This is a genomic window from Streptomyces sp. NPDC039462, assembly GCF_055639375.1.
On record NZ_JBVKAO010000001.1, the window covers coordinates 2,446,627 to 2,473,192 of the forward strand.

Genomic DNA, 26,566 nt, shown 5'->3' on the forward strand with positions numbered 1-26,566 from the left:
ACCCCGAGGAGGACATTCTGCCTTATTGAATCCTCAAGAAAACCTGCCCCACCGGAACTGCCGGAACCGCCAGGACCACCAGAATTGTCAGCGCCAGGACGAAGCCCACCAGGCTCCGCAGCAGGAGCCGCCGCCGCAGGACGCGGTACGTCTCCTCGTACTCGGCGCGCAGCTGGCGCCCGCGCCGGGCGATGTGCTGCCAGCCGTGCCGGGTGAGCGACAGGTGCTCCTCGGCGTAGAGCCGTTCCACCTCGGCGCGTTGGGTGTCGGTCAGCCAGGGCAGCCGCTCGGTGAAGTGCCGTGCGGCCGTGCGGCCCTCGGCGCGGGCGGCCGCCACGAGGAGATGGCCCTCGACGTCGTTGATGAAGGCCCGTACGCGCACCGGGCGGTCGTCCATCGCCGTCATCGCAGGGCCCGCTGTTCGTCCGCCGCGATCTCGGGGTGGTGCAGGTCGAACGCCGGCGACTCCGAGCGGATACGGGGAATCGTCTGGAAGTTGTGCCGCGGGGGCGGGCAGGACGTCGCCCACTCCAGCGAACGGCCGTAACCCCACGGGTCGTCGACCTCGATCTTCTTGCCGTACTTGGCCGTCTTCCAGATGTTGTAGAAGAACGGCAGGAACGACAGGCCGAGGAGGAAGGAGAAGATGGTCGAGACGGTGTTGAGCGTGGTGAATCCCTCCACCGCCAGATAGTCGGGGACCCGGCGGAGCATCCCTCCCGTGCCGAGCCAGTGCTGGACGAGGAAGGTGCCGTGGAAGCCGACGAACAGCGTCCAGAAGGTGATCTTGCCCAGGCGCTCGTCGAGCATCTTGCCGGTGAACTTCGGCCACCAGAAGTGGAAGCCGGAGAACATCGCGAAGACCACGGTGCCGAACACCACGTAGTGGAAGTGCGCCACCACGAAGTACGAGTCCGAGACGTGGAAGTCCATCGGCGGCGAGGCCAGGATGACACCCGTCAGACCGCCGAAGGTGAAGGTGATCAGGAAGCCGACCGCCCACAGCATCGGGGTCTCGAACGACAGGGACCCCTTCCACATCGTGCCGATCCAGTTGAAGAACTTCACGCCCGTCGGCACGGCGATCAGGAACGTCATGAAGGAGAAGAACGGCAACAGCACGCCGCCCGTGACGTACATGTGGTGGGCCCACACCGTCACCGACAGACCCGCGATCGCGATCGTCGCACCGATCAGACCCATGTAGCCGAACATCGGCTTGCGGGAGAAGACCGGGATGACCTCGGAGATGATGCCGAAGAACGGCAAGGCGATGATGTACACCTCTGGATGGCCGAAGAACCAGAAGAGGTGTTGCCACAGCAACGCGCCGCCGTTGGCCGCGTCGAAGATGTGCGCACCGAACTTGCGGTCCGCCTCCAGGGCGAACAGCGCGGCCGCCAGGACCGGGAAGGCCAGCAGCACGAGCACCGCGGTCAGCAGCACGTTCCACACGAAGATCGGCATGCGGAACATCGTCATGCCCGGCGCGCGCATGCAGATGATCGTGGTGATGAAGTTGACCGAGCCCAGGATCGTGCCGAAGCCGGAGAACGCCAGACCCATGATCCACATGTCCGCGCCGATGCCCGGCGAGCGGACCGCGTCCGAGAGCGGGCTGTAGGCGAACCAGCCGAAGTCGGCCGCGCCCTGCGGGGTGAGGAACCCGCCGACCGCGATCAGCGAGCCGAACAGGTACAGCCAGTAGGCGAACATGTTCAGCCGCGGGAAGGCCACATCGGGCGCACCGATCTGCAGCGGCATGATCCAGTTCGCGAAACCGGCGAACAACGGCGTCGCGAACATCAGCAGCATGATCGTGCCGTGCATCGTGAACGCCTGGTTGAACTGCTCGTTCGACATGATCTGCGTACCCGGACGGGCGAGCTCGGCGCGCATGAAGAGCGCCATCACACCGCCGATGCAGAAGAACGCGAACGACGTGACCAGATAGAGCGTGCCGATCGTCTTGTGGTCAGTGGTGGTCAGCCACTTGATCACGGCATGTCCGGGGCGCCGGGGCCGGGGTGCCGTACGCGCGGGCACGGATTCGGGGTCTGAGGCGCGCGCGGGCGGCGGCATCACGGTGTTGCTGTCCATGCCCCGCCTGTGTCCGGCGGGCGCTGATCTGTGACAGGTACGCGGAGCGACATGGATCACACCCCGCACGTGTGACGATCACAGCCGTGCCGGACACTTCGTAACCGTGAGCGACGACGAAACCTTCGCCGCTGCCTATCGCGAGCACTACTGGGCGGTCAGCCGCTACGTGGCACGGCGGCTCGGCGGCCCGACGAACGACACCGAGGAGGTGGTGGCCGACGTGTTCGCCGTCGCCTGGCGGCGCCGCGCCGACCTGCCGCCGGCCCCGCTGCCCTGGCTCTACGGGATAGCGCGGCGCTGCCTGGCCAACGCGGTCCGCGGCTACGGGCGTCGCCGCCGCCTCCTCGAACGGATCGGCCACGACGAGAGCCGCCACCGCAGGGACGTCGTGGCGGGCCCGGACGCCGAACGCCCGGGCGACTGGGTGCACGACGCCCTGGACCGGCTCTCCACGTCCGACCAGGAGGTGCTGCGCCTGACGGCCTGGGAGGAACTGGACACCGAAGAGCTCGCGACCGCCCTCGGCTGCGGCACCCGGGCGGCGGCGATGAGGCTGCACCGCGCCCGCCGCCGGCTGAGAGCCGAGATCGACCGCATGCGGCCTCCGCCGGCCGCACGGCCCGCCCCTGAAGCGACCCGCGCCACCGTTCCGGAGGACCACGGCCATGGCTCATGACGACGAACTCGCCCTCCTGCGCGCCGCCGACCCCGTGCCCGGCGACGACATCCGACACCGCGACCGGCCCTTGCCCGCCCACGCCGAGCGGCAGTTGAACCTGCTCCTGCACAGCGCGCCCGTCGCGCGCCGCAGGCCCGCACGCCAAGTGCGCCGCCTGGTCTGGGGCATCGAGATGGTCTCGCTCGCCGTGGCGGCCGCGCTGGCCCTCGTCCTCGCCGGGTCGAGCAGCGCGCCCGCTGCCGCGGCTCCCCATCCCCTCATGCTCCGGTCGGGGTCGACGCCGCTGCCGCTCGACCGGATCGCCGACCGGGCATCGGCGTCGTCGGCGGCCGCGAACGCGCCGCGCCTGCGCAGGGGAACGCACGTCCGGACGTGGAGCCTGGCGCTGGCGTCGGGCCCCGGCGCCGAAGCGCCGATCACCTTGCCCGAGGAGCGCGTCACCCGCTGGCGGGCGGACGGCAGCCACACGGAACTGGTCGTGGCCACCGACCCCCGCCGCCCCGGCAAGCCGGTCATCGCGGACGGCGACGACGGGCCGCATTTGGTCCACGACGGCAAGGTCCTCAGCGACCGAACCTACCCCCCGAGCACGGGTACGGCCCCTCCGCAGACCCGCCCCCCGCACACGCCGGAAGCCCTCCGCCGCTACCTGGCCGAGCTCAGCCGCCCGAGCGACCCCGCCCCGCTCACCGACACCAGCGAACTCCTCGACGCCGTCGCGATGTTCCTCCGCCACTGGACCCCCGGAGCCCGCGAGAGCGCGGCGCTCGCCCACCTCCTCGCCGACGCCGACGGCCTGCGCCCGGCGGGGACGGTCACCGACCGCCTCGGCCGCACCGGCCAGGCGTACGTCCACGAGAGCGAAGGACTGCGACGGATGCTGATCCTGGACCCGTCGGATGGTGACGTCCTCGGCTTGGAGGACACGGTCACCAAGGACGACCGCACCTACGGGGTGAAGGCGGGGGACGTCATGTCGTACAGCGCCTGGGTGCGCTGACCCCGCCGTCCGCCTCAGGGTTTCTTCCGCGCCCCCGTCGCGCCGCCGCTCTCCTCGGGTGCCGCGAGTGGGACCCCGAGCGGGCGCGCCAGGCCGACGATTCCCTCGTCGAGCCGTTGCAGATGCCGGAGCACGCGGAACGCCACCGAACCGGTGCGCAGCACCTCGTGGCGGCCGCTGTCCAGCATCGAGGCGATGCTGGACCCGGACTCGATGACGCCGTCCGGCTCCTCGTCGCGCACCTTCGCGGCGATCAGGTCGATGTTGTGGGTGATCCGCCGCCCGGCGAGCGCGAGCCGCGCGTCGGCCGCGACGCTCTTGCTCGACGGCACCAGCTCGGCCGTCGCCGCCAGCGAACGGGCGTGATAGGCGCAGGTCTCCAGGAGCGCGACGATGTACCGGGCCGTCTGCCGCCGGGCCCGCAGCGGCGCGATCGGGTGCGTCAACGGTTTCGTGGAACTGCGCAGGTCGTCGAGCGCGGTGTCCAGGTCGCGCGCCAGGTCCACGAGGTCGACCGCGGGCCCGCCGCTCAGCTGGGCCACCGCGGCCGACACGACGTCCCGCAGCCGGGCGAGGACGGTGCCGAGCTCCTCGTCGGTCCGGTGCGACGTGCGCACCGGAAGCACCAGGACCGCCGCGATGATCCCGCAGGCCGCGCCGAGCGCCGTCTCCTCGATCCGCAGCACGAGGACGTCGAGGCTGTAGGTGTTGAGCAGGGTGTAGAGCAGGCCCAGCATCGCCGTGACGAAGAAGGACATCAGCGCGTACGACAGCGGGGCGGTGAAGAACATCCCGAAGACACAGAGCACGACGAGGGCGAACGCGGCCCACGTGTGGTTGCCGACGGCGCCGGCCAGCGCCACCCCGGCCACCACACCGAGCACCGTGCCGACCAGACGGCGGTACCCCTTGACCATGATCTCGCCCGTCGACGCGGTGTTGAGGAAGACCACCCAGCACGTCAGGACCGCCCAGTACCACCGCTGCGTGGACAGGAACTCACCGCCCACGATGGCCAGCGCGGACCCCACCGCCACCTGCACCGCCGCCCTGGTGGTGGGCCGCCGCAGCCCGGTCTGCTCCGGCTCCTCCGCGCCCGCGGCCTCACCGGCGATCGAGATCTCCTCCGCCTCGAACTCCTCCCGGGACCGCATGGCTTCCGGGGTGTCGTACTCCTCGTCCCGCGCCCCCTGGGTCGCGAGCCGCAGACCCAGAATGGCGCGCGCCGCCTCACCGATCGCGCGGAAGCAGTCCTGGATCGTGGGCGAACCCTGCGGCAGACCCTGCTCCTCGCGGTAGCCGAGCAGCCTGTTGCGCACGTACGGGAGCGCCGTGCCGCGGTCGTCCGGCACCAGGCGCACCACGAGCAGGTGCAGCGCCCGCAGGTCCCTGCGCAGCGCGGTGCCCGCGTCGGGCCCGATCCGGCCGCGCCGCGACAGCGGTACGGAGGCGCTCGGCAGGTGCAGGGTGAGGGTCTCCACGCGCTCGGCGCTGCGGGCGTTGAGGAGCAGGACGCCGAGGCGTTCCGCGGCGATCTCGGCGTCGGCCACCCTGCGCTGCAGAAGCGCCGCCGTCGCCGCGTCGCGAGTGCCCTCCTCCAGGCGGCCCTGGATCATCAGCGCGGCCTCGTGCAGCCGGGCGGTGCTGCGCCGCAGGTCGTCGAGGATCTTCTCCAGTCCTTCGGGCGACTCCGCATCCGCTTCCAGGAGTTCGATCTGGTGGGCGATGAGCTGGGCGAGCCGAGCCCGGAACGCCTCGCGCAGCCGCGCCAGGGTGCGCTCGGGCGTCTCCGGCACCACGGCGAACCGTACGACCGCGCTGCACGCGAAGGCGATGACCAGCGTCAGGCAGAGCTCGGGCAGCGCCGATGTCGACGCGTCGACGAAGAGGGAGACGAAGTAGACCTGGAAGCCGATCAGGCCGAGCGCGGTGCCGCGTTCGCCGAAGCGGCGGCAGTAGACGGCGCCAAAGATCAGCAGGACGAAGAACAGGTCACCGGTGACCACCCGGGAGTTGAGCAGCGCCCCCAGCGAGATCGCCGCCAGCGCCACCGGCAGCCCGAGCGCCAGCGTGATCGCCTGCCCCCGGACCTCCTTCTCCTGGATCGCGAAGGTGGCGACCATCGCCGTCATCGCGCCCGCGACGAGATGGGTGACCGATGTGCCGAGCGGAGCGAGCACGGCGAGCGCGAGGAGGATCGCCCCGACCGTGCGCAGTCCCGCCATGAGCCGCAGGAGTCCCGGGTCGGATGCCGAGAAACGATCCCAGACGCCCTTCGCTGTCCGTCGTGCCACTGCCATCGTGATGCCGTACTCCCCGTCGTTCTCTCGGTGCCTCCCGGCGTGCCCCAGCATCGCACGAGGGCGTTTCGGGAGGTCAAGGCCGGTGGGGTGGGCAGCCGACGGGGCTTCGCGGCCATCGTCGCGGCCATCGAGTAGGGTTTCGCTCCCGCCACTTGAGGAGGCACCGTGTCGCCGATGGACCGTACGCGGGGAGGCGCCGTGCCGCCCATGGACCGCACGTCGCACAGGAGCCGGGCATGACGGCGCGCGTGGCGGTCGGTGACACCGTCGAGGACTTCACGCTGCCGGACGAGACGGGCACTCCGCGCCGGCTCTCCGAACTCCTCCGGGACGGCCCGGTGGTGCTGTTCTTCTACCCGGCGGCCCTCACCCCCGGCTGCACGGCGGAGGCCTGCCACTTCCGTGACCTGGCCGCCGAGTTCGACGCCGCGGGAGCGCGGCCCGTGGGCATCAGCGGCGACGAGGTGGTGCGCCAGCGGGAGTTCACGCAGCGGCACACCCTCGGGTTCCCGCTGCTCTCCGATCCCGAGGGTGTGGTGCGCGGCCGGTTCGGGGTGACCCGCGGCTTCTCGTTGGCGCCCACGAAGCGCGTCACGTTCGTCATCGGCAAGGACCGCACCGTCGCCGAGGTGGTCCGCAGCGAACTCCGCATGAGCGCACACGCCGACCGCGCGCTGGCCGCCGTCCGCAGGCTCGGGGCGGCCTGAACCCCCGGACGGATGGGGGAAGCCGACACCAACTCGGACGGCACGGATGCCTTTGGTGCCTTTAGCGGTTAGGGCGTTTACTTCGCGAGCTTGACGATCACACTGCCGATCTTCCACCCCGCTGCGCCGGTCATTCCGGCCTTCTTGCCGAGGGATCGAACGCGCGCCCGGTCTTCGGTGGATGCCGCGCGGTACGCATCCTGAGCTTTCCCGCCCAGGAGCGCGCCGCCGGTAGCGCAAGCACCCAGAGCGAGGATGCCTACCGGGCCACTGATCAGCACTGCTGCAGCGCCTCCGACGCCGCCTGACGCACCTGCTACAGCCGGAGCGATGAGGTTCGCCACCGCGACATCGGGTGCGGCTTCCGCGATTGTTTCGACACAGTCGATGTACTGCTTGTCTGCGAATTGCTTGCGCAGCATGCGCTGACGCTCTTCCTGGTCTTCCTCGTAATTTCCCACGTCAGGTCCTCCGGCAGGCCGATGAAACCTTGTGATCCCCGCGTCACCGTTCGAGATTGCCGTGCGGTTGAAGGTAAAACAAGGCGGAATTGATGAAACTTCACTTTCTGTAAAAGGAAAACGTTTTTCTAACGGGGCATCAATTTCGTAGCCGCGTGACCTGCGGGTGGGCCGCACGGCACCCCCGCGCCCCGGGTGAGCCACGTCTCACCTGGCCGGTGCCGCTTGTCTATGCAACGAGTTGCATAGAAGGATTCGGGCATGGCGCTTGAGCACGCGATTCTCGTCTCCCTGCTGGAGAAGCCGGGCTCCGGGTACGAACTGGCCCGGCGGTTCGACCGCTCCATCGGCTATTTCTGGGCCGCCACCCACCAGCAGATCTACCGCGTCCTCAAGCGCATGGAGAGCGACGGCTGGATCGCCGCCCGCGAGGTGGCGCAGCAGGACCGGCCGGACAAGAAGGAGTACTCCGTCGCAGGCCCCGGCCGGACCGTGCTCTCCGCGTGGCTGCAGGAGCCGATCCAGCCCGAGAGCATGCGGCACGAGCTCGCCGTGAAGATCCGCGGCGCGGCCTTCGACGACCCGGCCGAGCTGATCCACGAGGTGGAGCGGCACCGCCAGGCGCACGCCGACCGGCTCGCGCACTACCTCGCGGGGGAGCGGCGCGACTTCACGGGCCCCGAGGCCCCGGTCCCCGAAGCCCCCGACGCCGGACGGGAGCTCCAGCACGTCGTGCTGCGCGGCGGCATCGCGTACGAGCGGATGACCCTCGACTGGCTCGACGACGTGCTCGCCACCCTCCACCGCCTCAGTCACTGACACCTCCCGCCACCCCTACCCACCCCCCCGAGCCGGAAAGGCGAACCGCCATGGCCGACCCGCTGCTGTTCAACCCGACCACCTACGACCCGACGCACTTCGACCCCGAGACCCGCAGGCTGCTGCGCGCGACCGTCGACTGGTTCGAGGCGCGCGGCAAGCGCAGGCTGATCGAGGACTACCGCTCCCGCGCCTGGCTCGCGGACTTCCTGGAGTTCTCCGCCAAGGAAGGGCTCTTCGCGACCTTCCTCACCCCGGCCTCCGCCGCCGGCGAGGGACAGGACGACAAGCGCTGGGACACCGCCCGGATCGCCGCCCTCAACGAGATCTTCGGCTTCTACGGGCTCGACTACTGGTACGCGTGGCAGGTCACCATCCTGGGCCTCGGCCCCGTCTGGCAGAGCGACAACGCCGCGGCCCGCACCCGCGCCGCCGAGCTCCTCTCCCAGGGCGAGGTGTTCGCGTTCGGCCTGTCCGAGAAGACCCACGGCGCCGACATCTACTCCACCGACATGCTCCTGGAGCCCGACGGCGACGGCGGTTTCCGGGCCACCGGATCCAAGTACTACATCGGCAACGGCAACGCCGCGGGCCTCGTCTCCGTCTTCGGCCGCCGCACCGACATCGAGGGCCCCGACGGCTACGTCTTTTTCGCCGCCGACAGCCGCCACGAGGCGTACCACCTGGTCAAGAACGTCGTCGACTCGTCGAAGTACGTGAGCGAGTTCCGTCTGGAGAACTACCCGGTCGGCCCCGACGACGTCCTGCACACCGGCCGCGCCGCCTTCGACGCCGCCCTCAACACCGTCAACGTCGGCAAGTTCAACCTCTGCACCGCCTCCATCGGCATCTGCGAGCACGCGATGTACGAGGCCGTCACCCACGCCCACAACCGCATCCTCTACGGCCGCCCCGTCACCGCCTTCCCGCACGTGCGCCGCGAACTGACCGACGCGTACGTCCGGCTCGTCGGCATGAAGCTGTTCAGCGACCGCGCGGTCGACTACTTCCGCTCGGCCGGCCCCGATGACCGCCGCTACCTCCTCTTCAACCCCATGACGAAGATGAAGGTGACCACAGAGGGCGAGAAGGTCATCGACCTGATGTGGGACGTCATCGCCGCCAAGGGCTTCGAGAAGGACAACTACTTCGCGCAGGCGGCCGTCGAGATCCGCGGCCTGCCCAAGCTGGAGGGCACGGTCCACGTCAACCTCGCCCTGATCCTCAAGTTCATGGGCAACCACCTGCTGAACCCGGCCGAGTACGCGCCTGTGCCGACCCGCCTGGACGCGGCCGACGACGACTTCCTCTTCCGGCAGGGACCGGCCCGGGGCCTGGGCGCCATCCGCTTCCACGACTGGCGCACCGCCTTCGACGCGTACGCCGAGGTGCCCAACGTCGCCCGCTTCCGCGAGCAGGCCGACGCCCTCTGCGAGTTCGTCACGACGGCCGCCCCCGACGAGAAGCAGAGCCGCGACCTCGACCTGCTCCTCGCCGTCGGCCAGCTGTTCGCGCTGGTCGTGCACGGTCAGCTGATCCTGGAGCAGGCGCGCCTGACCGGCCTGGACCAGGACGTGCTCGACGAGCTCTTCGCCGTCCTCGTCCGGGACTTCTCCGCACACGCCGTCGAACTGCACGGCAAGGACTCCGCCACCGCCGACCAGCAGGCCTGGGCACTGGGCGCCGTCCGCCGCCCGGTCGTCGACGACGCCCGCTCGGCGCGCGTCTGGGAGCGCGTGGAGGCGCTGTCGGGGACGTACGAGATGGCGCCGTGAGCGAGACGGTCACCCGCTGGACCGAGTAGGCGGGTGGCCCGGCTGTCGGCCCTCTCCGGGATCGTGCGGTGGACGGCCAATCGTCGTCCGCCACTCCCGGAGAGGGCCGACAGCCGTCACCAGCTGGTCACGCATGCCCATCCGGGCGGGGCGGCGAGCCGGTCAGCGGCGAGAAGTCCTCGTACCGGACCTCATAGACACGCTCGGCGAACTTCCAGCCGCCGCCGGTGCGCTGGTAACGGTCGTGATAGATGGCGTAGTTCAGCCGCCCGCGGCCGTCCAGGCCACGCCCGATCTCGGAGATGTAAGCGCGACCGGACGCGGTGTCGCCGTCAAGCCGGATCACGCCGGGATGAGTGTTCTGCACGAGAAAGTCGACCGCGTCCGGCACCCGTCGGCCCCAGGCGCGGATCGCCTCTCGGCCTCGGAGCTCAACGGGGATGTTCGGCATCCGAAGCACACCGTCCGCAGTGAACAGTGAAGCGGCACGTTCGTAGTCCCGCATCATCGCGGCGTCGGTGAACTCACCGCGCAGCGCCTCGATCTCGACGCGATCCGCGATGCTCCGAAAGTCACTCATCGGCTCCATCCATGTCACCCGCTCTCTGGACAGCGTGCTCGTTTCCAGAGATAAGACGTCACAGCCCTCCGGGTTGTGCCACGGCCCGTGGTGCTACTGGAGGAAGCTGACGTTCTGGGCGAGGGAGAGGCGGCTGGAGTAGTTGATCGTGTTCGTGGCCGACCGCATGTAGGCGCGCCACGCGTCGGACCCCGACTCGCGGCCGCCGCCGGTCTCCTTCTCGCCCCCGAAGGCGCCGCCGATCTCCGCGCCCGACGTCCCGATGTTCACGTTGGCGATGCCGCAGTCCGAGCCCTCCGCGGACAGGAACCGCTCGGCCTCCTGCTGATCGCGGGTGAAGATGCTCGACGACAGGCCCTGGGGCACGTCGTTGTGCAGGGCGATCGCCTCGTCGAAGGTGTCGTACGCCATGACGTACAGGAGGGGCGCGAACGTCTCCGCGCGGACGGTGTCGGTCTGCCGGGCGACGCGGACCACGGCCGGTTCGACGTACGCGGCGTGCGGCGCCGACGCGGCCGGGCGGCGGGCGCCACCCGCGAGGAGTTCGCCGCCCTCACCGCGCACCCGGTCCAGCGCGGCGTGCATGCCGTCCAGGGCCCGCGCGGAGATGAGCGGCCCGACCAGCGTGGCCCGGTCGAAGGGGTCGCCGATGGGCAGCTTCCGGTAGGCGTCGGTGAGGCGGCTGACGAGCGTGTCGGCGACGTCGCGGTGCACGATCAGGCGCCGCAGCGTCGTACAGCGCTGCCCGGCGGTCCCGACCGCGGCGAACACGATGCTCTGAAGCGCGAGGTCCAGATCGGCGGAGGGCGCGACGACCGCCGCGTTGTTGCCGCCGAGTTCGAGCAGGCAGCGCCCGAAGCGGGCGGCGACGCGCGGGCCGACCTCGCGCCCCATGCGCGTCGAACCGGTGGCGCTGACCAGCGCGACCCGCGGGTCGTCCACGAGCCGCTCACCGACGGCCGCGTCGCCGAGCAGCAACCGGTGCACGTCCCGGGGCGCGCCGACGTCGTCGGCGGCCCTGGCCAGCAGCCGGTCGCAGGCCAGGGAGACGAGCGGGGTGAGTTCGGACGGCTTCCACACCACGGTGTCGCCGCAGACCAGCGCGACCGCCGTGTTCCACGACCACACCGCCGCCGGGAAGTTGAACGCGGAGATGACACCGACGACGCCGAGCGGATGCCAGGTCTCCGCCAGGCGGTGCCCGGGCCGCTCCGAGGCGATGGTGCGCCCGTACAGCTGCCGGGACAGGCCGACGGCGAAGTCACAGATGTCGATCATCTCCTGGACCTCGCCGAGCGCCTCGGAGCGGATCTTGCCCGCCTCGACGGTGATCAGGTCCGCCAGGTCCTCCTGGTGGGCGCGCAGCAACTCGCCGAGGCGCCGCACCAGTTCGCCGCGGCGCGGCGCCGGTGTGGTGCGCCAGTCGAGGAAGGCCGCACGGGCCGCGGTGAGTGCCTCCTCGGTTCCGGCCGTGCCCGTCGCGGCCAGGCCGAAGAGGTCCTCGCCGGTGATGGGGGTCCGGGCCCGCAGGCCGTCGCCCTCGGGAACCGTGACGCCGATGCGGTCGAGTCCGGCGCGGGCACGGGCGCGCAGCTCGTCGGTGGTGGGCAGGGCGATGCCGGTCATGACGCTCCCTGGGGACGTAGTGCGCGGGGGAGTCGGGCGAGGGAGCGGTCCCGCTGCCGCTCGTAGAGCGTGAACGGGTCGAGGACTTCCCGGCCCATGGCTTCGGCGAGCCGGTCGGCGTCGTACGCACTGCCTTCCTGGCCGCTGTTCCTGGACCCCGCCTCGCCGAGATTGGACTGGAAAATGCCGGCGGCCGACCGGGGCAGGAAGTCCTCGTACACGATCGGCTCGGCACGCAGCCAGCCGCCGTCCAGCAGGCCGGCGAGATCGGAAGGTGGGCGGCTGCCGTCCGCGGGCCGGTCCGGGACGGCGTGGTAGGTGAAGAAGCCGAGCCCGCGCACGGCCAGTTCGTGTTCGGTCGGCGGCAGGTGCTCGCTCCACACGGCCCGGGCGACATCGCCGCGCTCACCCGCCGGCCGGTGGCCGGCCCGCTCGTCGATGAGGCCGAGCAGCCGGTCGTAGAGGGCGCGGCCCTCGCGGGTCAGCGCGATGCCACGGGCCTCGACCTCGCCGAACCGCACCCGCAGCGCGCCGAGGGTCACACTGCCGTCCGCGGTGCGCAGCGCGCGCGGCTCGGCGAGCGCACGGAAGGAGGTCTGGCGCAGCAGCACGTCGGGTCCCGGCCAGCGCGGCGGACCCTGAATGGTGTCGATCATCTCGACGCCGCGCTCGGTCATGCGCCGGTAGAGCTCGTCGATGTCCAGGACGCGCGGGGTCAGATGGTTGATGTGGGTGCTGCGTACGCCGCCGATGTCCGCGGCGACGGCGGAGACACGCTCCAGTGCCGCATACCACTCACGGTCGATGGGTTCCGGCGACAACTCGAAGGCCCGCACCGCGAGTTCGAGGAACCGCTCGGCGTCCGTGCCGGGCAGTTCCCGCTCCGCCTCCGCCCGGTCGGCCAGCGCGAGCAGCTCCGGTGGGAACAGCTCGCGCCCCGCGAGGAACGTGGCGAGACGCGAGCGCAGATCCGCGTCGAAGAAGCGCGGATCGGACACGGTGAGCATGGACGTGAAGACCCGGAACGGGTTGCGGGCCAGCTCTTCCTCGTCCACCGGCCGGAACGCCGTCGACACGATCGGGAGCGCGCTCGCGGGGGTGTCGCGCAGGTCGTAGAAGCCGACCGGACGCATGCCGAGGGCACCGAAGACGCGACCGACCTGTTGCAGCTCCTCAGGGGTGCCGACCCGAATGGCGCCGTGCCGTTCGGCGGTGACCCGGCCGATGGACCCGAGGCGTTCCGCGTCGGCGCCCCGCGCGCGCAGGACGTCCTCGTTGACCTCGCGGGAGACGTCCACCAACGTCGTGTACGCGGGGACCTCGCGCCCGTACATCCGGGAGAGCCGGGCGGCGAACGCGGCGCGCAGCCGCCACTGTTCGATCATCGGCACGTCTTCCTTTCAGGAGCCGTTGCGGGAGTCCTTCCGGGGTTCCGGGGCCTTGTGTCGAGGAGTCACACCACATGGGCCTCCGGACGACTCGCGGACCCGGCCTCGAAGCGTTCCGTGGCCAGCGGCGCGACGTCGACGCACGGCCGCCGCCCCAAGTACAGGTCGCGGACGATCTCGCCCACCGCGGGGGCCTGGAGGAAGCCGTGCCCGGAGAACCCGGTGGCGTAAAGGAGGTTGGCCGGTGCGGCACAGCGGCCGATCAGCGCGTTGTGGTCCGGCGTGACCTCGTACAGGCCCGCCCAGCCGCCGGACACCTCCATCTCCGCGAGGGCCGGGGCCCGTTGGCGCGCCACCGCACGGAACAGCTCGAGCCACCCCGGCGTCCACGTGGTGTCGAAGCCCTCGGTCTCCCTGGGGTCGGCGAGGCCGAGGAGCAGTCCGTCGTCGCTGTTGTGGAAGTACGCCGACGACGCGAAGTCGATCGTGAAGGGGACGCGCGGCGCGGCGGGCACCGGCGGGACGGTGAAGGCCAGCTGACGGCGGAGCGGCCGCACCGGGAACTCGACGCCCACCATGGCGCCGATCCGCGCCGACCAGGCCCCGGCGGCGCAGACCACCGCGGAGCACGACACCGGACCGCGGTCGGTGTGCACGACGGTGACGCGGTCGCCGGCCGTGTCCATGCCGGTGACCGTGGTGTGTGTCGCGAACACGGCACCGGCCCGCGCCGCGGCGCGCGCATACCCGTGGACGACGAGCACCGGACGCGCGTGGCTGTCGGCGGGGGAGTGGGCGGCGGCCACCAGTCCCTCGGTGCTGAGGTAGGGGCAGAGCGCCCGCGCCTCACGGGGGCCGATCATGCGGCTGGGCACACCGAGACCGTTCTGCGTGCGCACGCCCTCCTCGAAGTCGGCCACCTGGTCGGGGCTGGTCAGCAGGAACAGATAGCCGACGGTGTCGAGCCCGATGTCCGCGCCCGGGCGGCGCGGAAAGTCCCGGAAGGCGCGCAGGCTGCGGTGGCCCAGCTCGATGTTGAGCGGATCGGAGAACTGCGCCCGCACCCCGCCGATCGGCTTTCCCGAGCTGCCGCAGGCGAGCTCGCCGCGCTCGACGACGACGATGTCGCGTACGCCTGCCTCGGCCAGGTGGAAGGCGATGCTCGCCCCCATCACACCGCCCCCGACGATCACGACGTCGGCGGCGGGCGGCAGAGCGCGGTACGCGGAGAGGGGCGACGGCGGCGGGGCCGGTGAGGAGGCCAAGAGGCCGCTCCCTTCCAGGCGACGGCCTGGGCTGTCATGGCGTGTCGTGTGGTGACGTGTCGTGACTGATGTGGCGCGGCAGGGCGTGTCATGGCGTGTCATGGAGCGGAAAGCTGAGCAGCTGTCCGCCTGCCCGCCATGGTGCAGCACGCCGCCCACCGCGGTCCATGAGGCATCACTCCGGTCGGCCGATATCACCCCACCGTTATCACCCCACCCGGCTCACTCGGTGAGCGCGCGCCGCAGGGCGTCCCCGAGCCGGGCGAGCTGCCGCTGCGACACGGCGGCGGACACGATGGCCTGCGAACCGTGGAAGGTGCCGGGCCACTGGTGCAGTTCCACCGACACACCCGCCTGCAGCAGACGCTGCGCGTAGATGATGTCCTCGTCGCGGTTCGGGTCGAACTCGGCGGTGGCGACGTAGGCGGGCGGCAGGCCGGACAGGTCGGTGGCCCGCGCCGGAGCGGCGTACGGCGTGGCGGGCCGGTCACCCAGATAGTGCTGCCACGACGCCCGCACGTTGGCGCGGGTCGCCCACGGCGTATCCGTGAAGTTCCTGGCCGACAACGTCTCCTGACGGTCGTCGAGGGAGGCTTCGTTGAGCAACTGGAAACAGATCGGCGGCCCTTGCTCGTCGCGGGCCCGCAGCGCCAGGGCCGCGGCGAGGTTCCCGCCGGCGCTGTGACCGCCGACCGCGATCCGCGCCGGGTCGACGCCGAGCTCCGCCGCGTGCTCGGCGGTCCACTTCAGCACGGCGTACGCGTCGTCGAGCGCGGCCGGGAAGCGGTGCTCGGGGGAGAGCCGGTAGCCCACCGAGACCAGCAGCGCCCCGGAGGCCGCCGCGATCCGACTGGCCCACGGGTGTTCGGTGTCCAGGTCGCCCGCGACCCGCGCGCCGCCATGCATCCAGACGACGGCTCCCCGCGCCTGCGGCGGCCGGTAGAGGCGGACCGGCACGTCGACCGGGACCGCGGGCACCGTGCGGTCCTCGATCTCCATGCCCGTGGTGTCCGGCGCCGGCTTCGCGGCGGCGTACTCGGCATACTTCTTGCGGGCGGCGACCGGGTCACTGAGATCCTGCGGCGGGAGCAGCGGGAGGAAGACTTCGAGTTCGGCATCCATGACGGTCATCCTCACAGCCGTCGTTCGGGCCGGCGTCCGCCAACTGTCGGGCTTCCCCGCCGGTTCGCGCGCCGACCGGCGCCCTGTGCCGACACCGTCGGCCCTATCCTCCTGTCATGGAAGCACTGGCGGTACGGCTGTCGGGACTCGATCCGCACGTCGAGGGCGCCATCCGCGTCGTCGCGTTCTACGACACGCTGATGCGTCGGCGGGTTGACCTCCAGGCGCTCGCCCGGGCCTCTGCCGGCTTGGCCGAGTGCGTGACCGGGGTGCTGCTCCACGGCACCGGGCGGGCGATCCGCGTCTCGCCCGAGGGCACCGCGGCATCCACCCCGCCGTCGCCCGCGTCCAGCACGACGCCGATCACCCTCGACGAGGAGGAGATCGGCACGGTGTGGCTGGAGCGCCCCGGCCCGCCCAATCCGCTCGACGACGTCCTCCTCGACCGGCTCGCCATCGCCGCCGCGGCGGCCGTCGAGCGGTACGGCCCCGCTCGTACCACGATGGCCGACCCCGCCCTGGTCGAACTCGCCATCAGCTGCGACAGCGAAGAGGCCGCCCGGGCCAGGGCGTTGCGCCTGCTGGGGTTCGCCGCCGACCTGCCGGTCCGCGTCGTCGCCGTACGCTCGCGGCTGCCGCTCGACCGCATCGGCGCCCTGATCTGCCCCTCCCGGCCGGTGAAGGCGGCACCGCTCGCCGACGTGGGCGTCATCCTGGCCACCACCGTCGACCAGAGCGCGTTCCCGGCAGGTGTACGCGCGGGTGTCGGCACCGCCGGAAGTCCGGAGCGGTCCTGGCGCGAAGCCCGCACCGCCCTCCGCTTCGCCACCCCGGGCCGGCCGGTCGTCCCCCACGAGGGACTGGGCGCGCTGGCGCTGCTCGCGCAGGTGTCGCACGACGCCGTGCGGGACAACGCCGACGTGGCCGCGATCGCGCGCCTCGCCGCCGGCGCGGCCGACGCCGCCGACCTGGAGACCCTGGACGCCTACTGCTCCACCGGCTCCCTGCGCCGGGCCGCGGACCTCCTGCACCTGCACCACAGCAGCGTCGCCCGCCGACTCGAACAGCTCGGAAAGAGCCTGGACATCGACCTGACCGAGCCCACCGGGCTGCTCCGCGCCCGGCTCGCCCTCACCGCGTGGCGGCTGCTCGACGGCTGAGGGCTGCGGACACGGCTGGACCGCTGCCGCTGTCACCGCCCCCTCGCCGCCTATCGACCCGCCGCCACACCGCGAATCCGGCCATGGCGACCAGCAGATACACCGGTACGAGGAGCTCCACGTCCGGGGACGACAGCTCCACGGACCAGCCCGCGCCACGCTCGTCTCCCTCGAACACGACCCGGTTGACGGTCAGGAACGCCAGATGCGCCCCGATGCCGACGCACAGCGGGGCGCGCCGCACCGCGGTGCGGGCCGTGACGAGCATCAGGCCGAACACCGTCAGCAGAATCAGGTAGCCGACCGGGTCCTGCCCGCCCGGCGCGAGCCCGACGGGACCGGCGTCCCCGCCGACGAGGGGCGCGACCCCGGCCTCCACCACCGTCGACAGGCCGGGCACGACCAGGAACACGGCCGTCGTGCCGAGTGCCGAGGCCAGGCCGCCGAACCGGCCGCGCAGCGCGGTCCACGTGCAGCCGCGCAGCGTCGTCTCCTCCGGCAGCGCCTCCAGGAGCAGCGCGACCACGCCGTTCGTCACCAGGAATCCGGCGAGCTCGGGCAGATCAGGACGCGACCAGCTCAGCAGACCGGTGGCCGTCCCCGCGCCGAGCACGAGCGCCGCGGCACCGACCGTCACCCCCGCCCCCACGAGTAGGGCCCGCAGATTGTCGCCAGGACCGCCGAACCCGATGTCCTTGAGGGAGCCGCCCCGGCGCCGCAGCGCCAGCACGACGAGCGGCAGGGCCACCGCGCTGACCAGCGCCGCCGGAACGAGCCGGGCGAGGAACCCGGACACCCCGAAGGCATCGGCGAGCACGGCACCCACCGCCGTACCCGCGCCCAGCGCCACCCCCATGACGAGACCGCCGCCCAGCGCCCGCCCCAGGACTCCGGTGAGCGAGGGGGCGGGTGTGGTGCGCTGGGGGCCTGCCATGTGTCTCTCCTCGGTACCGCTGAAAGCCGCCGGATCAGGGCTACTCCCCATCCTCGACGCCCGCGCGATCATGAGAGTCGTAGCCGTGGATGAAATGGCCGTACATCTTTCGATGCAGGCGCTTTCGCAGCAGGCGTCGCGTTCGCTTGTGTCATGGATTCTGGAGCCCGCGTGGATGGCGGCGACGGCACCGAAGCGGTGGCTGCCGCAGCTCCCGTCGGTTCTCCGTAGCCCAGCCGGCCATGGCCGAGCGTTTCGCCGTTGTCGCACAACGATCTTGGGCGCCCTCTTCACGTTCCGGTACACACCGGCAGATGCGGAAAAGCTCGTCTCGGCCCAGTTCATGGCGATGCCCCGACCGGGCCGATGCCCCGCCCCTGTCGGAGAGTTGGGCTACCTTACCCATGTGGAACAGCTGATCGCCGAGGATCCGGCGCACATAGGCCCGTACCGACTGATCGCCCGCCTCGGCGCGGGCGGCATGGGTCTCGTCTATCTCGGCCGCTCCGAAGGCGGGCGCACCGTCGCGGTGAAGGTCGTGCAGGCCGAGTTCGCCGCGCAGCCCGACTTCCGCAGGCGGTTCGCGCTCGAGGTGGATGCCGCCCGGCGGGTGGGCGGGGCGTGGACGGCCGCCGTGCTCGAATCCGACACCGCGGCGCGCGTGCCCTGGGTGGCGACGCAGTACGTGCCCGGCCCGTCCCTGCACGATGTCGTGGCCAGGGACTTCGGGCCGCTGCCCGAGGCGTCCGTACGCTTCCTCGCCGAGGGTCTCGCGCATGCACTGGTCGACATCCACGGGGCCGGACTGATCCACCGGGACCTCAAGCCGTCCAACGTCCTGGTCACCGTGGACGGCCCGCGCGTCATCGACTTCGGCATCGCCCGTGCCCTGGAAACCCTCGTCGAGGGCCCTCTGACCCGCACCGGCGCGGTGATCGGATCCCCGGGCTTCATGTCCCCGGAGCAGGTGCGTGGGCAGCGCCTCACACCCGCGTCCGACGTCTTCTGTCTGGGCTCGCTCCTCGCCTTCGCCGCGACCGGACGTTCACCCTTCGGCACCGTCGACATCGGGCTGCATTCGCTGATGTTCCGTGTCGCCGAAGAAGAGCCCGACCTCGTCGGCGTACCGGAGGCCCTGCTGCCGCTGGTACGGGAGTGCCTGCGCAAGGATCCGTCCGTCAGGCCCACCCCGCAGGACCTGGTCGCCCGAACCGCCACCGGCGCTTCCGCCACCTGGCTACCGGGCGAGGTCCTCGCCCAACTGGGCCGCAGCTCGGCCCAGTTGCTGGACTTCGCTCCGGAGGAAATACCGACTCCCACCGCCACGCCCACGTCACTGGACCCCCACCCGAACTTCCAGGCGCCCCCACTTCAGGCACCCTCCCTTCCGCCGCCACCACCGCCCTGGACCTTCCCGCACTACACGCCCACCCAGGGGGTCGACGGGGGCAGCCGACCGCCGACTCCCCGTCGCCGAAGGACTGTCATGGTCGCCGCGGCCGCTGCCGCGGTCGTGCTCATCGGGGGTGGGCTGATCGCTCTCAGTCCCTGGAAGGACGGCTCCTCCGGTGACGGTGGCAGCGGGGACACCCTGCCGGACAGCTTCGCCGGGGCCTGGGTGGGTGTTCAGAAGACCGGCGCCAAGGACAAGTCCACCGGCGCCCCGGTGACGGTGCTCACCCGGCTGACGCTCGACAAGGACGTCCGTGTCGATGAGAAGGCCGAGTACGCCGTCCTGGGCCTCGGCCGCCTGTGTGTCTACAGTCCCACTCTCACCTCGACATCCGACGGCACCTCGATCCAGGTGGGCGCCTCCACCTTGAAGCTCGCTCAGCCGAAGAGCGAGTCCGGGAAGTGCGAGAAGCGGCAGCCGGCCATGACGCTCAAGAGCCGAGGCGCCGGCAAGGTCGCCGTGACCAGCGACAACGCCAAGAGCACCCTCATCAAGGACGGGGTGGAAGACCCGAAGGTGAAGTCGCTCGACAAGTTCAACGGACGGTGGACCTACGACCCAGGGAAGTCCGTCTGGAAGTCGGTCACGGTGGTGATCGGCTATGGCCCCGGCCCGCGCGGCTTGCAGATCCATTTCCAGCGAGACGGCGGGGCGTGCCAGTACACGGCACAGGTGTTCAGCGTGCTGGAAGTCCAAGGGGGCGAGGAGCCGAAGGTTCTGGAGACCACCCCGGGGGAGCTCGAAGGCAGCGCATCCGCCGAGGACTGCGCCCGGGAGGGCCCGTTCTTCCGGGACGGCCCGCTCCTCCGGATCACCCGCACCAAGAGCAGCAAGGACCTGGAATTCACCATGTTTTCCCCGGGTCAGAATCTGCTGCTGTCGGCCGGGAAACTGAAACGGGCCTCCTCCGGATAGGGCAGCAGGACAGGGCGGCCAGTGGCAGGGGCGGCCGTCCAAGCTCGACGCGTTCAGGCGCTGTCTGGATGACCGCTGGAGCCGGGGCTGCACAAACGCCCGGACAGCGTTGGGGCCTGGATGCTGTACACATCGCCGACCCGCAGATTGCCTGGCGTGCTGTACTCGCCATAGGTGCCTATGACGGAGACGGTCACACGGGAAACGGGCTGCCGGAAAGTACGGAAATACGGTGCGTTCGCCGGGATTTCCGGGACCTCCAACAGGGGGATGCCGCGCCGCACCAACAGACGTTGCAGCTTCTCGAACCGAAGCCTGGGAGTGAACCGCCCGTACCGGGCACGAAGCGCGTCGTTGACGAGGGTCCGGTCCCGGTACGCGAGCCGGTGCACCTGCAGAGTGAAGTGGTGACCCGACCAGGGGTGGTCGGCGGAAGCACGGTCCCAGTAGAACTCGGCGAGACCGTAGTCACGGCACATGCTGCGGTCACCGAAGGTGTTTTCAGCGAAGTCCGGCCCAAGGACTTTGGTGACGTGGCCGGGAGAGTCGGCGGGGCCCACGCCGAGCAAGGTGCCGGTGGTGACGACGTCCACGTAGAACGCCAGGGAATGCGGAGTCAAAGGCTGATCCTCAATGCGATCAAGGCCGCAGCGCTCCCACCGCGGTTCATTTTCTCGACGAGACGCTCTGACGCGCCTCTCCGCTGCTCCAAGCGTATGAGGGGAAGCGGAGAGGACAACTCGACGCGTGATCAGAGTGCGGCTCCCTGCTCCGCTCGCGGCCAACTCCCGAGGGCCGAAGCGAGGCGGTCCTGAAGAGCAGGGTCCTGTACTTCAACCGCCAAGCGGTAGGCGAGGGGACCGATCTGCCATCCGGCGTGACGGTCGAAGTGCGGATATGGTCCCGCTTCGTTGTGTGCGAGTTTACCGACCAGCTCAGCGAGGCCGAGGAGCAAGTACTCAGCGGTCCGGCGCTCGCCTTCCAGGCTGCTCCGACGCACGCGGTCGAACAGGTCACGGCCTTGAGTCCACTGCGTTGAGTCGGACGCCATTTCCAGCGCCGCGTCGATCTCAGGCGTCCTGCCCAGACTCAGCGCGGCCGCCTCCAGGACCTGCCCGGCCCAGGCCACCGGCTGCCGCTGCCGCTCGAACAGCGCTCGTCCCCACTGGGCGATGCCACCCCGCTCACCACTGCACATTCCACGAGCATGACGATGCAGCCGTTCAGGAGCAACGGATTTGGGGCCGGTCAGGGCCCAGTACGAGACAGCTCCGGCCTGCCGCCCCGACGGGCGCGGCCTCCAGCAGCTCGGGCTCGGCGGCGAGCAGGAGCATGTAGCGCCGGCAGCGTGCATGAACGTGGGCCGCACCGCAGAGACAGGAAAGAGTGCGAGTGCAACGCAGCGGTCATCGACACCCTCAGAAGCGGCAGGCCGCACCTCCTGGTCGACCTCATCGGGCAGCAGGGTAGGAATCGTGAACGGGGCGGGGGCTTCGGGCCGGGAGGCCATCGCCTCGCCGGTGCTGCCGGGCAGGCGCAGCCTTCTGCGCGTGGCAGTCCGGTGGCCCCGGAACTGCCGGCTCACATCGGGGGAGTGGCGGGTGCCGGCCCCAAGGTGGTCGTGCCGGGTGCGGCGCGGTGGCCGAGGCCCGTGCGGTACGCGTCCATCGCGGCCTCCACCCGCCCGGTGCGGCGCAGCAGATCGCCCAGGAGGCGGCAGAGGTCCGCCAGGTCGCCGACCGCGCTGGAGCGTTCGAGGAGAGACAGCGCCGCGCAGTAGTGCTCCTCGGCGCTCTCGGTGTCGCCCCGCTCCTCGGCGATCAGCCCGAGCAGCCGGTGCGCGCCACCCGCGTGCACCGCGCCGCGCCCGGCCCCCAGCGACCCGGCCCCGAGCGTCCCGGCACCCCCCGCCTCGTCGTCGTCCGCGGTGAGGAGCGGCCGCAGCAGTGCCTCCGCCTCCTCGGCCCTGCCGCGCCGCCGCAGTACGTCCGCCAGCTCGACCTCGACTTGTTCGGTGAAGAGCGCGGCCCGCTTGGAGGCGAGGATGCCGCGGGCCGTGCGCAGCTCGGTCTCGGCGCGCTCCAGGTCGCCGTCCTGCGCGTGTACGTACCCGCGCATCCAGTGGCAGTGCGCCAGCTCGGTGCGGATGTGCAGCTGGCGGTAGAGCTCCTGGGCCTTGGCGAGCGACGCGTCGGCCTCGGCGATGCGGCCTTCGGCGATGAGGGTGCGGGCCACGCCGCGGTGCATCCCCGCGACCAGCGCGGGATCGTCGACGCGCGGGGCGAGCGCGAGCGCCAGCTCGGCGGCGTGCGCGGCCCGCGCGTGCGCACCCATGTCCATGTACGGCGCGATGGACGCCGTGTAGAGGAGCAGCAGGGCGTCGGGGTCGTGCAGTCCCGCGGTGTCGAGTTCGTCGAGGGTGCTCTCCAACAGGTAGCAGGCGTACCGCAGTTCGCCGCTGAGGAGGTGGGCCGTGGCGCGGCCCCGGATGGCCGGGACGCGGCGGGGCAGCGGCTCGTCGGCGAGCAGCCGCTCGACGGCGGCGAACCGGTCGCGGGCGCCGGTGAGGTCGCCGGACTCCAGGAGGCAGTCGCCGAGGCCCTGCAGGGCGTCGGCCTGTTCGGCCACGAGCGCGTGCTCGACGGCTTCCTCGTGGAGCGCGCCGAACACCGCGGCCGCGTCCTCGGGGGCGCCGGTGGCCAGGGCGCGCCGCGCGTCGGTCAGCCGCAGGCGCAGCCCCGCGACGAGGTGGGCGGGGCGGCCCGTGGCCAGCTCTTCGTAGCTGACATCGAGGCGGGCGGCGAGGTGGCGCAGGGCAGCCTCGGAGGGGCGCACCTTGCCCGACTCCAGAGTGGAGACGTACGCGGGGGTGTAGGCGGGCTCAGCCAACTGGCGCTGGGTCAGCCCGCGTTCACCGCGCAGGCGTTGGACGCGCCGGCCGATCTCGGCCGGTTCGTCGGGCCGCACACCCTCGGAACTCTTCTGCGTCACCGCTGCCTCTCCGCCGTCTCTCCGGACGCCTGCTTCTACGTACGTGGCGCTGAGGCCGTGTACTCACCGCGGCGCGAAGTACTCACCGCGGCGTGAACTCGTCCGTCCCACAAGCAACTTGTCGCACACCCATTGCCTGGCGTCCCGGAAGCCCCTACGTTGAGCCGCGCCTTAACCCTACTTAACCCGCCATTTATATCGCGGACTTCGGAGGACGCCCATGCCCCCCACGCATCGAATAACCAGCCGTGCAGACGGCCCGTCCGGCCGTGCGGACGGCGGCCCGTCCGGCCGGGCAAGACGTAGGCACCTGCGCATCGCCCTCGCCACGGGCATCGCCCTCACCGCGGCGGTCGTCGCCACCGGCCCCGCGGGCACGGCCACGGCGGCGGACCCGGAGCCGGACGCCGCGCGGACCGAGCACGTCGAGTACTTCACCGGCCCCGGCGGCCACCCCCGGCACACCGAGGTGCCCGCCTCCCCGGCGCTCTCCGCGAAGGAACGCGCGGAGATCAAGGGCGACGGCGACGTCGTCCCGATCGTCGAAGCGGGGCCGACCGACGCCAAGCTCGACGTCGTCTTCATCGGCGACGGCTACACCGCCTCCCAGCAGGAAGACTTCCACGCCGACGTGCGCGCCAAGTGGGCGAAGGTCTCCGCCGTCGAGCCCTACGCCTCCTACAAGGGCCTCTTCAACGTCTGGGCGGTCGACGCGGTCTCCCGGCAGTCCGGCGTCTCCGGCGACCCGACGAGCGGTACCGTCAAGGACACCGCGCTCGGCTCCGCCTTCTTCTGCGACGGCATCGAGCGACTGCTCTGCGTCGACACCAACAAGGTCGAGTCGTACGCGAAGAAGGCCGCCGACCCCGACCTCGTCATCGTCCTCGCCGACTCCACCAAGTACGGCGGCGCGGGCTACAACGACATCACCTCACCCTCCGGCTACGACGGCATCGCCACGGCCTCCTCGGACAACGCCCAGTCCGACCAGGTCGTCGTCCACGAGACCGGCCACTCGCTGGGCAAGCTGGCCGACGAGTACTGGTACGACGAGTACGGCACGTACCAGGGCGCCGAGCCCTGGGAGACCAACATCAGCAAGCTGCGGGCCGACCAGCTCACCGCGCAGAAGAAGAAGTGGTACCGGTGGATCGGCCGGACCTCGCCGGACGGCGGGAAGGTCGGTGCGTATGAGGGCGGCGGCTATTACCCGCGCGGCCTGTACCGCCCGACCACCGACTCGATCATGCGGACGCTCGGCCGCGAGTTCAACCTGCCCGGCCGCGAGGCCATGATCGCCGGCTTCCACCGGCACGCCTCCGTCGTCACCGCGGTCACGCCCACGGACCGCGCCGTGCGACGCGACACCAAGGTCCGCGTGCAGGTGGCGGACGGCATCCGACTGCGCTGGAGCGTCGACGGCCGCGAGGTCCGCCATGCCGACGGCGACGCAACCGTGACCCCGCGCGCCCTGGGGGTCCCGTCCGACGGCCGCACACACCACCTCTCGGTCCGCGCCACCGACCCGACGAACGCCGTCCGCGACCCGGCACTGCGCACGTTGCTGTCCGACTCGCTCACGTGGCGGGTCAAGCGGTAGTCCACCACCTGGCTGTGCCGGCCGTGCCCCGGGAAGCTTGCCGGCCGGGGTCCGCCATCCGCGCCCCGGCGCCACTCCCCGCTGCCGGCCGGAACCGCCCGAGCGTCGGACGGCACGCAGCCCGCCCGCCTCCGGGCGCGCGGGCCGCGCCGCTCAGCGCTGGCTTGGGCTCCGGCCGGTGGCCGTCCGCACAGGCTGCCTGCCCCGGGGTCGCGGTTCGCGATCTCGGGGCATCTCGGGGCTCCTCTCTGCCCGTCCGGTTGGCTTCCCGGCGGGAGTTGGGTGGCAGGTCGGGAGTGCAGTCTCGGGGCGTGCGGGTCGTGTGCCGTCGTGTTGTCTCGGCGACCGGTCGGCGGCCGTACGTACAGGCTGTCCGGCCCCGGGCCGCCGTCCGCGATCCGGGGCTGCGCTCCCTTCTGAGCGGCTGAGCTGTCTGGACGGCGGCACGCCGACCGGTTCGCCTTCTGGTGCGGGGCCCCGCCATCGGTGTCCGTGAGGCGGCACGCACTCCAGCCCGCCTACGGGGGAGGTACCCGCGCCGCGCCGACTCGGAGGCGTGACCGGCCCCGCCGACTGACTGGGCGGCTCGCTCAGCTCATGTGGCGGCTGAAGCGCTGACCGGGTGCGCCGCCCGGGCGGCGGGCGGTGCGGCGGTCGTGCCGACCGGTGTGCTCGAGCCGCGGACCACAAGTTCGGGAGCGAGCCGTATCGCGCGGCGCGAACCCCCCGTGCCGTCGGAGAGGCGGCGGCCGAGGAGTCGTGCCGCCTCTGCGGCCAGTTCGGCCACCGGCTGGCGGACCGTGGTGATGCCCGGGGCGGAGAGTGCCGCCATCGGGATGTCGTCGAAGCCGGTGACGGCGACCTCGCCGGGCACGTCGGCGCCGAGCTGCTGCAGGCGTTGCAGCGCCCCGACGGCGATCAGGTCGTTGGCGCAGACCAGGGCGTCGGGCCGGGCGGGCCACACCTCGTCGACCGCGGCCCGCCCCCACTCGACGGAGAAGTCGCCGAGGGCCACCCGGTCCGGCGCGCCGGGGTCGAGTGCGCCGGCCCCCGCGGCGTACGCGGCGCGCCGCTCGGCGGCCGCCGATGCGGTCCCCGCCGCGCCGAGGAAGCAGACCCGGCGCCGCCCCGCGGCGGCCAGATGATCGAGGACGAGGGCCATGCCCGCGGTGTTGTCGACCGCGACGGAGTCGGCGATGCCCGGACCGCAGCCACGGTCCATCAGGACGAGAGGCACGCGCGCCGCCGCCGCTGCCACCGCCTCCCGGCTGCGCTCCTCGTCCGCCGGGATCACCAGGAGCGCGTCCACCTGCCGGCTCAGCAGGTCGGCGATGTACTCCGCCTCGGCCACCGGGTCGTCGTCGCAGTCGGCCAGCAGCACGGCCCGTCCCTCGGCGTGCAGGACGTGCGTCAACTCCCGCACCAGCGTGGGGTAGAAGGGGTTCGTGATCTGCGGCAGGACAAGCCCGACCGTGCCCGTGGAGCGGCTGCGCAGGGCGCGGGCCGCGTGGTTCGGACGGTAGCCGAGCGCGTCCGACGCCTCACGAACACGGCGGGCCGTCTCCGCGCCGACGGGGCGCGTGCCGGCCAGGACCCGGGAGACCGTGGCGACGGAGCAGCCGGAGACCCGGGCCACGTCTCTCAGCGTTACGTCCCCCACGCCGCGCCCACCCTTCCGACGAGCC

22 protein-coding genes are annotated in these 26,566 nt (G+C 71.6%); 8 read left to right on the forward strand and 14 right to left on the reverse strand.

From position 1 onward, the window contains the following. Positions 1–22: 22 nt before the first annotated feature. Both ACZ7LU_RS10075 and ctaD read right to left on the reverse strand, forming a co-directional pair. Complete coding sequence (locus ACZ7LU_RS10075) at positions 23–397, reverse strand: hypothetical protein (RefSeq protein WP_471916343.1); 375 nt, start codon at positions 395–397, stop codon at positions 23–25. A gap of 5 nt (positions 398–402) precedes the next feature. Beyond that, positions 403–2,082: an aa3-type cytochrome oxidase subunit I gene (gene ctaD, locus ACZ7LU_RS10080; protein ID WP_471916524.1), complete on the reverse strand. Its 1,680-nt coding sequence runs from the start codon at positions 2,080–2,082 to the stop codon at positions 403–405. Between the two features lie 124 nt (positions 2,083–2,206). Between ctaD and ACZ7LU_RS10085 the strand changes: the two genes are divergently transcribed. Next, positions 2,207–2,779, forward strand: coding sequence for an RNA polymerase sigma factor (locus ACZ7LU_RS10085; protein WP_468315609.1), 573 nt, complete (start codon positions 2,207–2,209; stop codon positions 2,777–2,779). Next, positions 2,769–3,782, forward strand: coding sequence for a CU044_5270 family protein (locus ACZ7LU_RS10090; protein ID WP_471916344.1), 1,014 nt, complete (start codon positions 2,769–2,771; stop codon positions 3,780–3,782). The genes ACZ7LU_RS10085 and ACZ7LU_RS10090 overlap by 11 nt, the downstream gene beginning before the upstream one ends. Before the next feature lie 14 nt (positions 3,783–3,796). On the opposite strand, the gene ACZ7LU_RS10095 is transcribed toward ACZ7LU_RS10090, so the two are convergent. After that, positions 3,797–6,082 (reverse strand): FUSC family protein, encoded by a 2,286-nt coding sequence (locus tag ACZ7LU_RS10095; RefSeq protein WP_471916345.1) that lies wholly within the window; start codon positions 6,080–6,082, stop codon positions 3,797–3,799. A 239-nt stretch (positions 6,083–6,321) separates the two neighbouring features. Between ACZ7LU_RS10095 and ACZ7LU_RS10100 the strand changes: the two genes are divergently transcribed. Then, positions 6,322–6,792 (forward strand): peroxiredoxin, encoded by a 471-nt coding sequence (locus ACZ7LU_RS10100; RefSeq protein ID WP_471916346.1) that lies wholly within the window; start codon positions 6,322–6,324, stop codon positions 6,790–6,792. Between the two features lie 77 nt (positions 6,793–6,869). On the opposite strand, the gene ACZ7LU_RS10105 is transcribed toward ACZ7LU_RS10100, so the two are convergent. Beyond that, the gene (locus ACZ7LU_RS10105; RefSeq protein ID WP_471916347.1) at positions 6,870–7,253 is read right to left on the reverse strand and encodes a hypothetical protein; all 384 of its coding nucleotides are present in this window, start codon (positions 7,251–7,253) and stop codon (positions 6,870–6,872) included. A 261-nt stretch (positions 7,254–7,514) separates the two neighbouring features. On the opposite strand from ACZ7LU_RS10105, the gene ACZ7LU_RS10110 reads away from it, so the two are divergent. Both ACZ7LU_RS10110 and ACZ7LU_RS10115 read left to right on the forward strand, forming a co-directional pair. Continuing rightward, positions 7,515–8,072 (forward strand): PadR family transcriptional regulator, encoded by a 558-nt coding sequence (locus ACZ7LU_RS10110; protein WP_468084871.1) that lies wholly within the window; start codon positions 7,515–7,517, stop codon positions 8,070–8,072. Positions 8,073–8,122: 50 nt separating this feature from the next. Then, positions 8,123–9,847: an acyl-CoA dehydrogenase family protein gene (locus ACZ7LU_RS10115; RefSeq protein WP_471916348.1), complete on the forward strand. Its 1,725-nt coding sequence runs from the start codon at positions 8,123–8,125 to the stop codon at positions 9,845–9,847. Between the two features lie 127 nt (positions 9,848–9,974). Here the strand turns inward: ACZ7LU_RS10115 and ACZ7LU_RS10120 are convergent, their stop codons facing one another. The 5 genes from ACZ7LU_RS10120 to ACZ7LU_RS10140 form a co-directional block, all read right to left on the reverse strand. After that, positions 9,975–10,436 carry a nuclear transport factor 2 family protein gene (locus ACZ7LU_RS10120; protein WP_471916349.1) on the reverse strand — a complete coding sequence of 154 codons (462 nt, stop codon included), beginning with the start codon at positions 10,434–10,436 and terminating at the stop codon, positions 9,975–9,977. Between the two features lie 84 nt (positions 10,437–10,520). Then, entirely contained in the window at positions 10,521–12,053 is a 1,533-nt protein-coding gene (gene amaB / locus ACZ7LU_RS10125; RefSeq protein ID WP_471916350.1) for an L-piperidine-6-carboxylate dehydrogenase, read from the reverse strand. Continuing rightward, positions 12,050–13,438, reverse strand: coding sequence for a 2-oxoadipate dioxygenase/decarboxylase (gene hglS / locus ACZ7LU_RS10130; protein ID WP_471916351.1), 1,389 nt, complete (start codon positions 13,436–13,438; stop codon positions 12,050–12,052). Before hglS ends, amaB begins: the two co-directional genes overlap by 4 nt. Before the next feature lie 68 nt (positions 13,439–13,506). Beyond that, entirely contained in the window at positions 13,507–14,706 is a 1,200-nt protein-coding gene (locus ACZ7LU_RS10135) for an NAD(P)/FAD-dependent oxidoreductase (protein ID WP_471916352.1), read from the reverse strand. A gap of 222 nt (positions 14,707–14,928) precedes the next feature. Next, the gene (locus ACZ7LU_RS10140) at positions 14,929–15,828 is read right to left on the reverse strand and encodes an alpha/beta hydrolase (protein WP_471916353.1); all 900 of its coding nucleotides are present in this window, start codon (positions 15,826–15,828) and stop codon (positions 14,929–14,931) included. 116 nt (positions 15,829–15,944) lie between these two features. Between ACZ7LU_RS10140 and ACZ7LU_RS10145 the strand changes: the two genes are divergently transcribed. Next, on the forward strand, positions 15,945–16,988 hold the full coding sequence (locus ACZ7LU_RS10145) for a helix-turn-helix domain-containing protein (protein WP_471916354.1): 1,044 nt from the start codon (positions 15,945–15,947) through the stop codon (positions 16,986–16,988). Here the strand turns inward: ACZ7LU_RS10145 and ACZ7LU_RS10150 are convergent. Continuing rightward, positions 16,960–17,922 (reverse strand): type II CAAX prenyl endopeptidase Rce1 family protein, encoded by a 963-nt coding sequence (locus ACZ7LU_RS10150; protein ID WP_471916355.1) that lies wholly within the window; start codon positions 17,920–17,922, stop codon positions 16,960–16,962. The two genes, ACZ7LU_RS10145 and ACZ7LU_RS10150, sit on opposite strands and share 29 nt — an antisense overlap. A 406-nt stretch (positions 17,923–18,328) precedes the next feature. On the opposite strand from ACZ7LU_RS10150, the gene ACZ7LU_RS10155 reads away from it, so the two are divergent. Continuing rightward, a complete protein-coding gene (locus tag ACZ7LU_RS10155) occupies positions 18,329–20,290 on the forward strand; it encodes a serine/threonine-protein kinase (RefSeq protein ID WP_471916356.1) in 1,962 nt (653 codons plus the stop codon). 53 nt (positions 20,291–20,343) lie between these two features. Here ACZ7LU_RS10155 and ACZ7LU_RS10160 read toward each other — a convergent pair whose 3' ends face one another. The 3 genes from ACZ7LU_RS10160 to ACZ7LU_RS10170 form a co-directional block, all read right to left on the reverse strand. After that, complete coding sequence (locus ACZ7LU_RS10160; protein ID WP_471916357.1) at positions 20,344–20,883, reverse strand: hypothetical protein; 540 nt, start codon at positions 20,881–20,883, stop codon at positions 20,344–20,346. A gap of 158 nt (positions 20,884–21,041) precedes the next feature. Then, the gene (locus ACZ7LU_RS10165; RefSeq protein ID WP_471916358.1) at positions 21,042–21,488 is read right to left on the reverse strand and encodes a hypothetical protein; all 447 of its coding nucleotides are present in this window, start codon (positions 21,486–21,488) and stop codon (positions 21,042–21,044) included. 383 nt (positions 21,489–21,871) lie between these two features. Continuing rightward, positions 21,872–23,281 carry a helix-turn-helix domain-containing protein gene (locus tag ACZ7LU_RS10170; RefSeq protein WP_471916359.1) on the reverse strand — a complete coding sequence of 470 codons (1,410 nt, stop codon included), beginning with the start codon at positions 23,279–23,281 and terminating at the stop codon, positions 21,872–21,874. A gap of 220 nt (positions 23,282–23,501) precedes the next feature. Here ACZ7LU_RS10170 and ACZ7LU_RS10175 point away from each other — a divergent pair, with 220 nt between their 5' ends. Next, on the forward strand, positions 23,502–24,881 hold the full coding sequence (locus ACZ7LU_RS10175) for a M64 family metallopeptidase (protein WP_471916360.1): 1,380 nt from the start codon (positions 23,502–23,504) through the stop codon (positions 24,879–24,881). Positions 24,882–25,476: 595 nt separating this feature from the next. Here ACZ7LU_RS10175 and ACZ7LU_RS10180 read toward each other — a convergent pair. Continuing rightward, entirely contained in the window at positions 25,477–26,541 is a 1,065-nt protein-coding gene (locus tag ACZ7LU_RS10180) for a LacI family DNA-binding transcriptional regulator (RefSeq protein WP_471916361.1), read from the reverse strand. Positions 26,542–26,566: the final 25 nt, after the last annotated feature.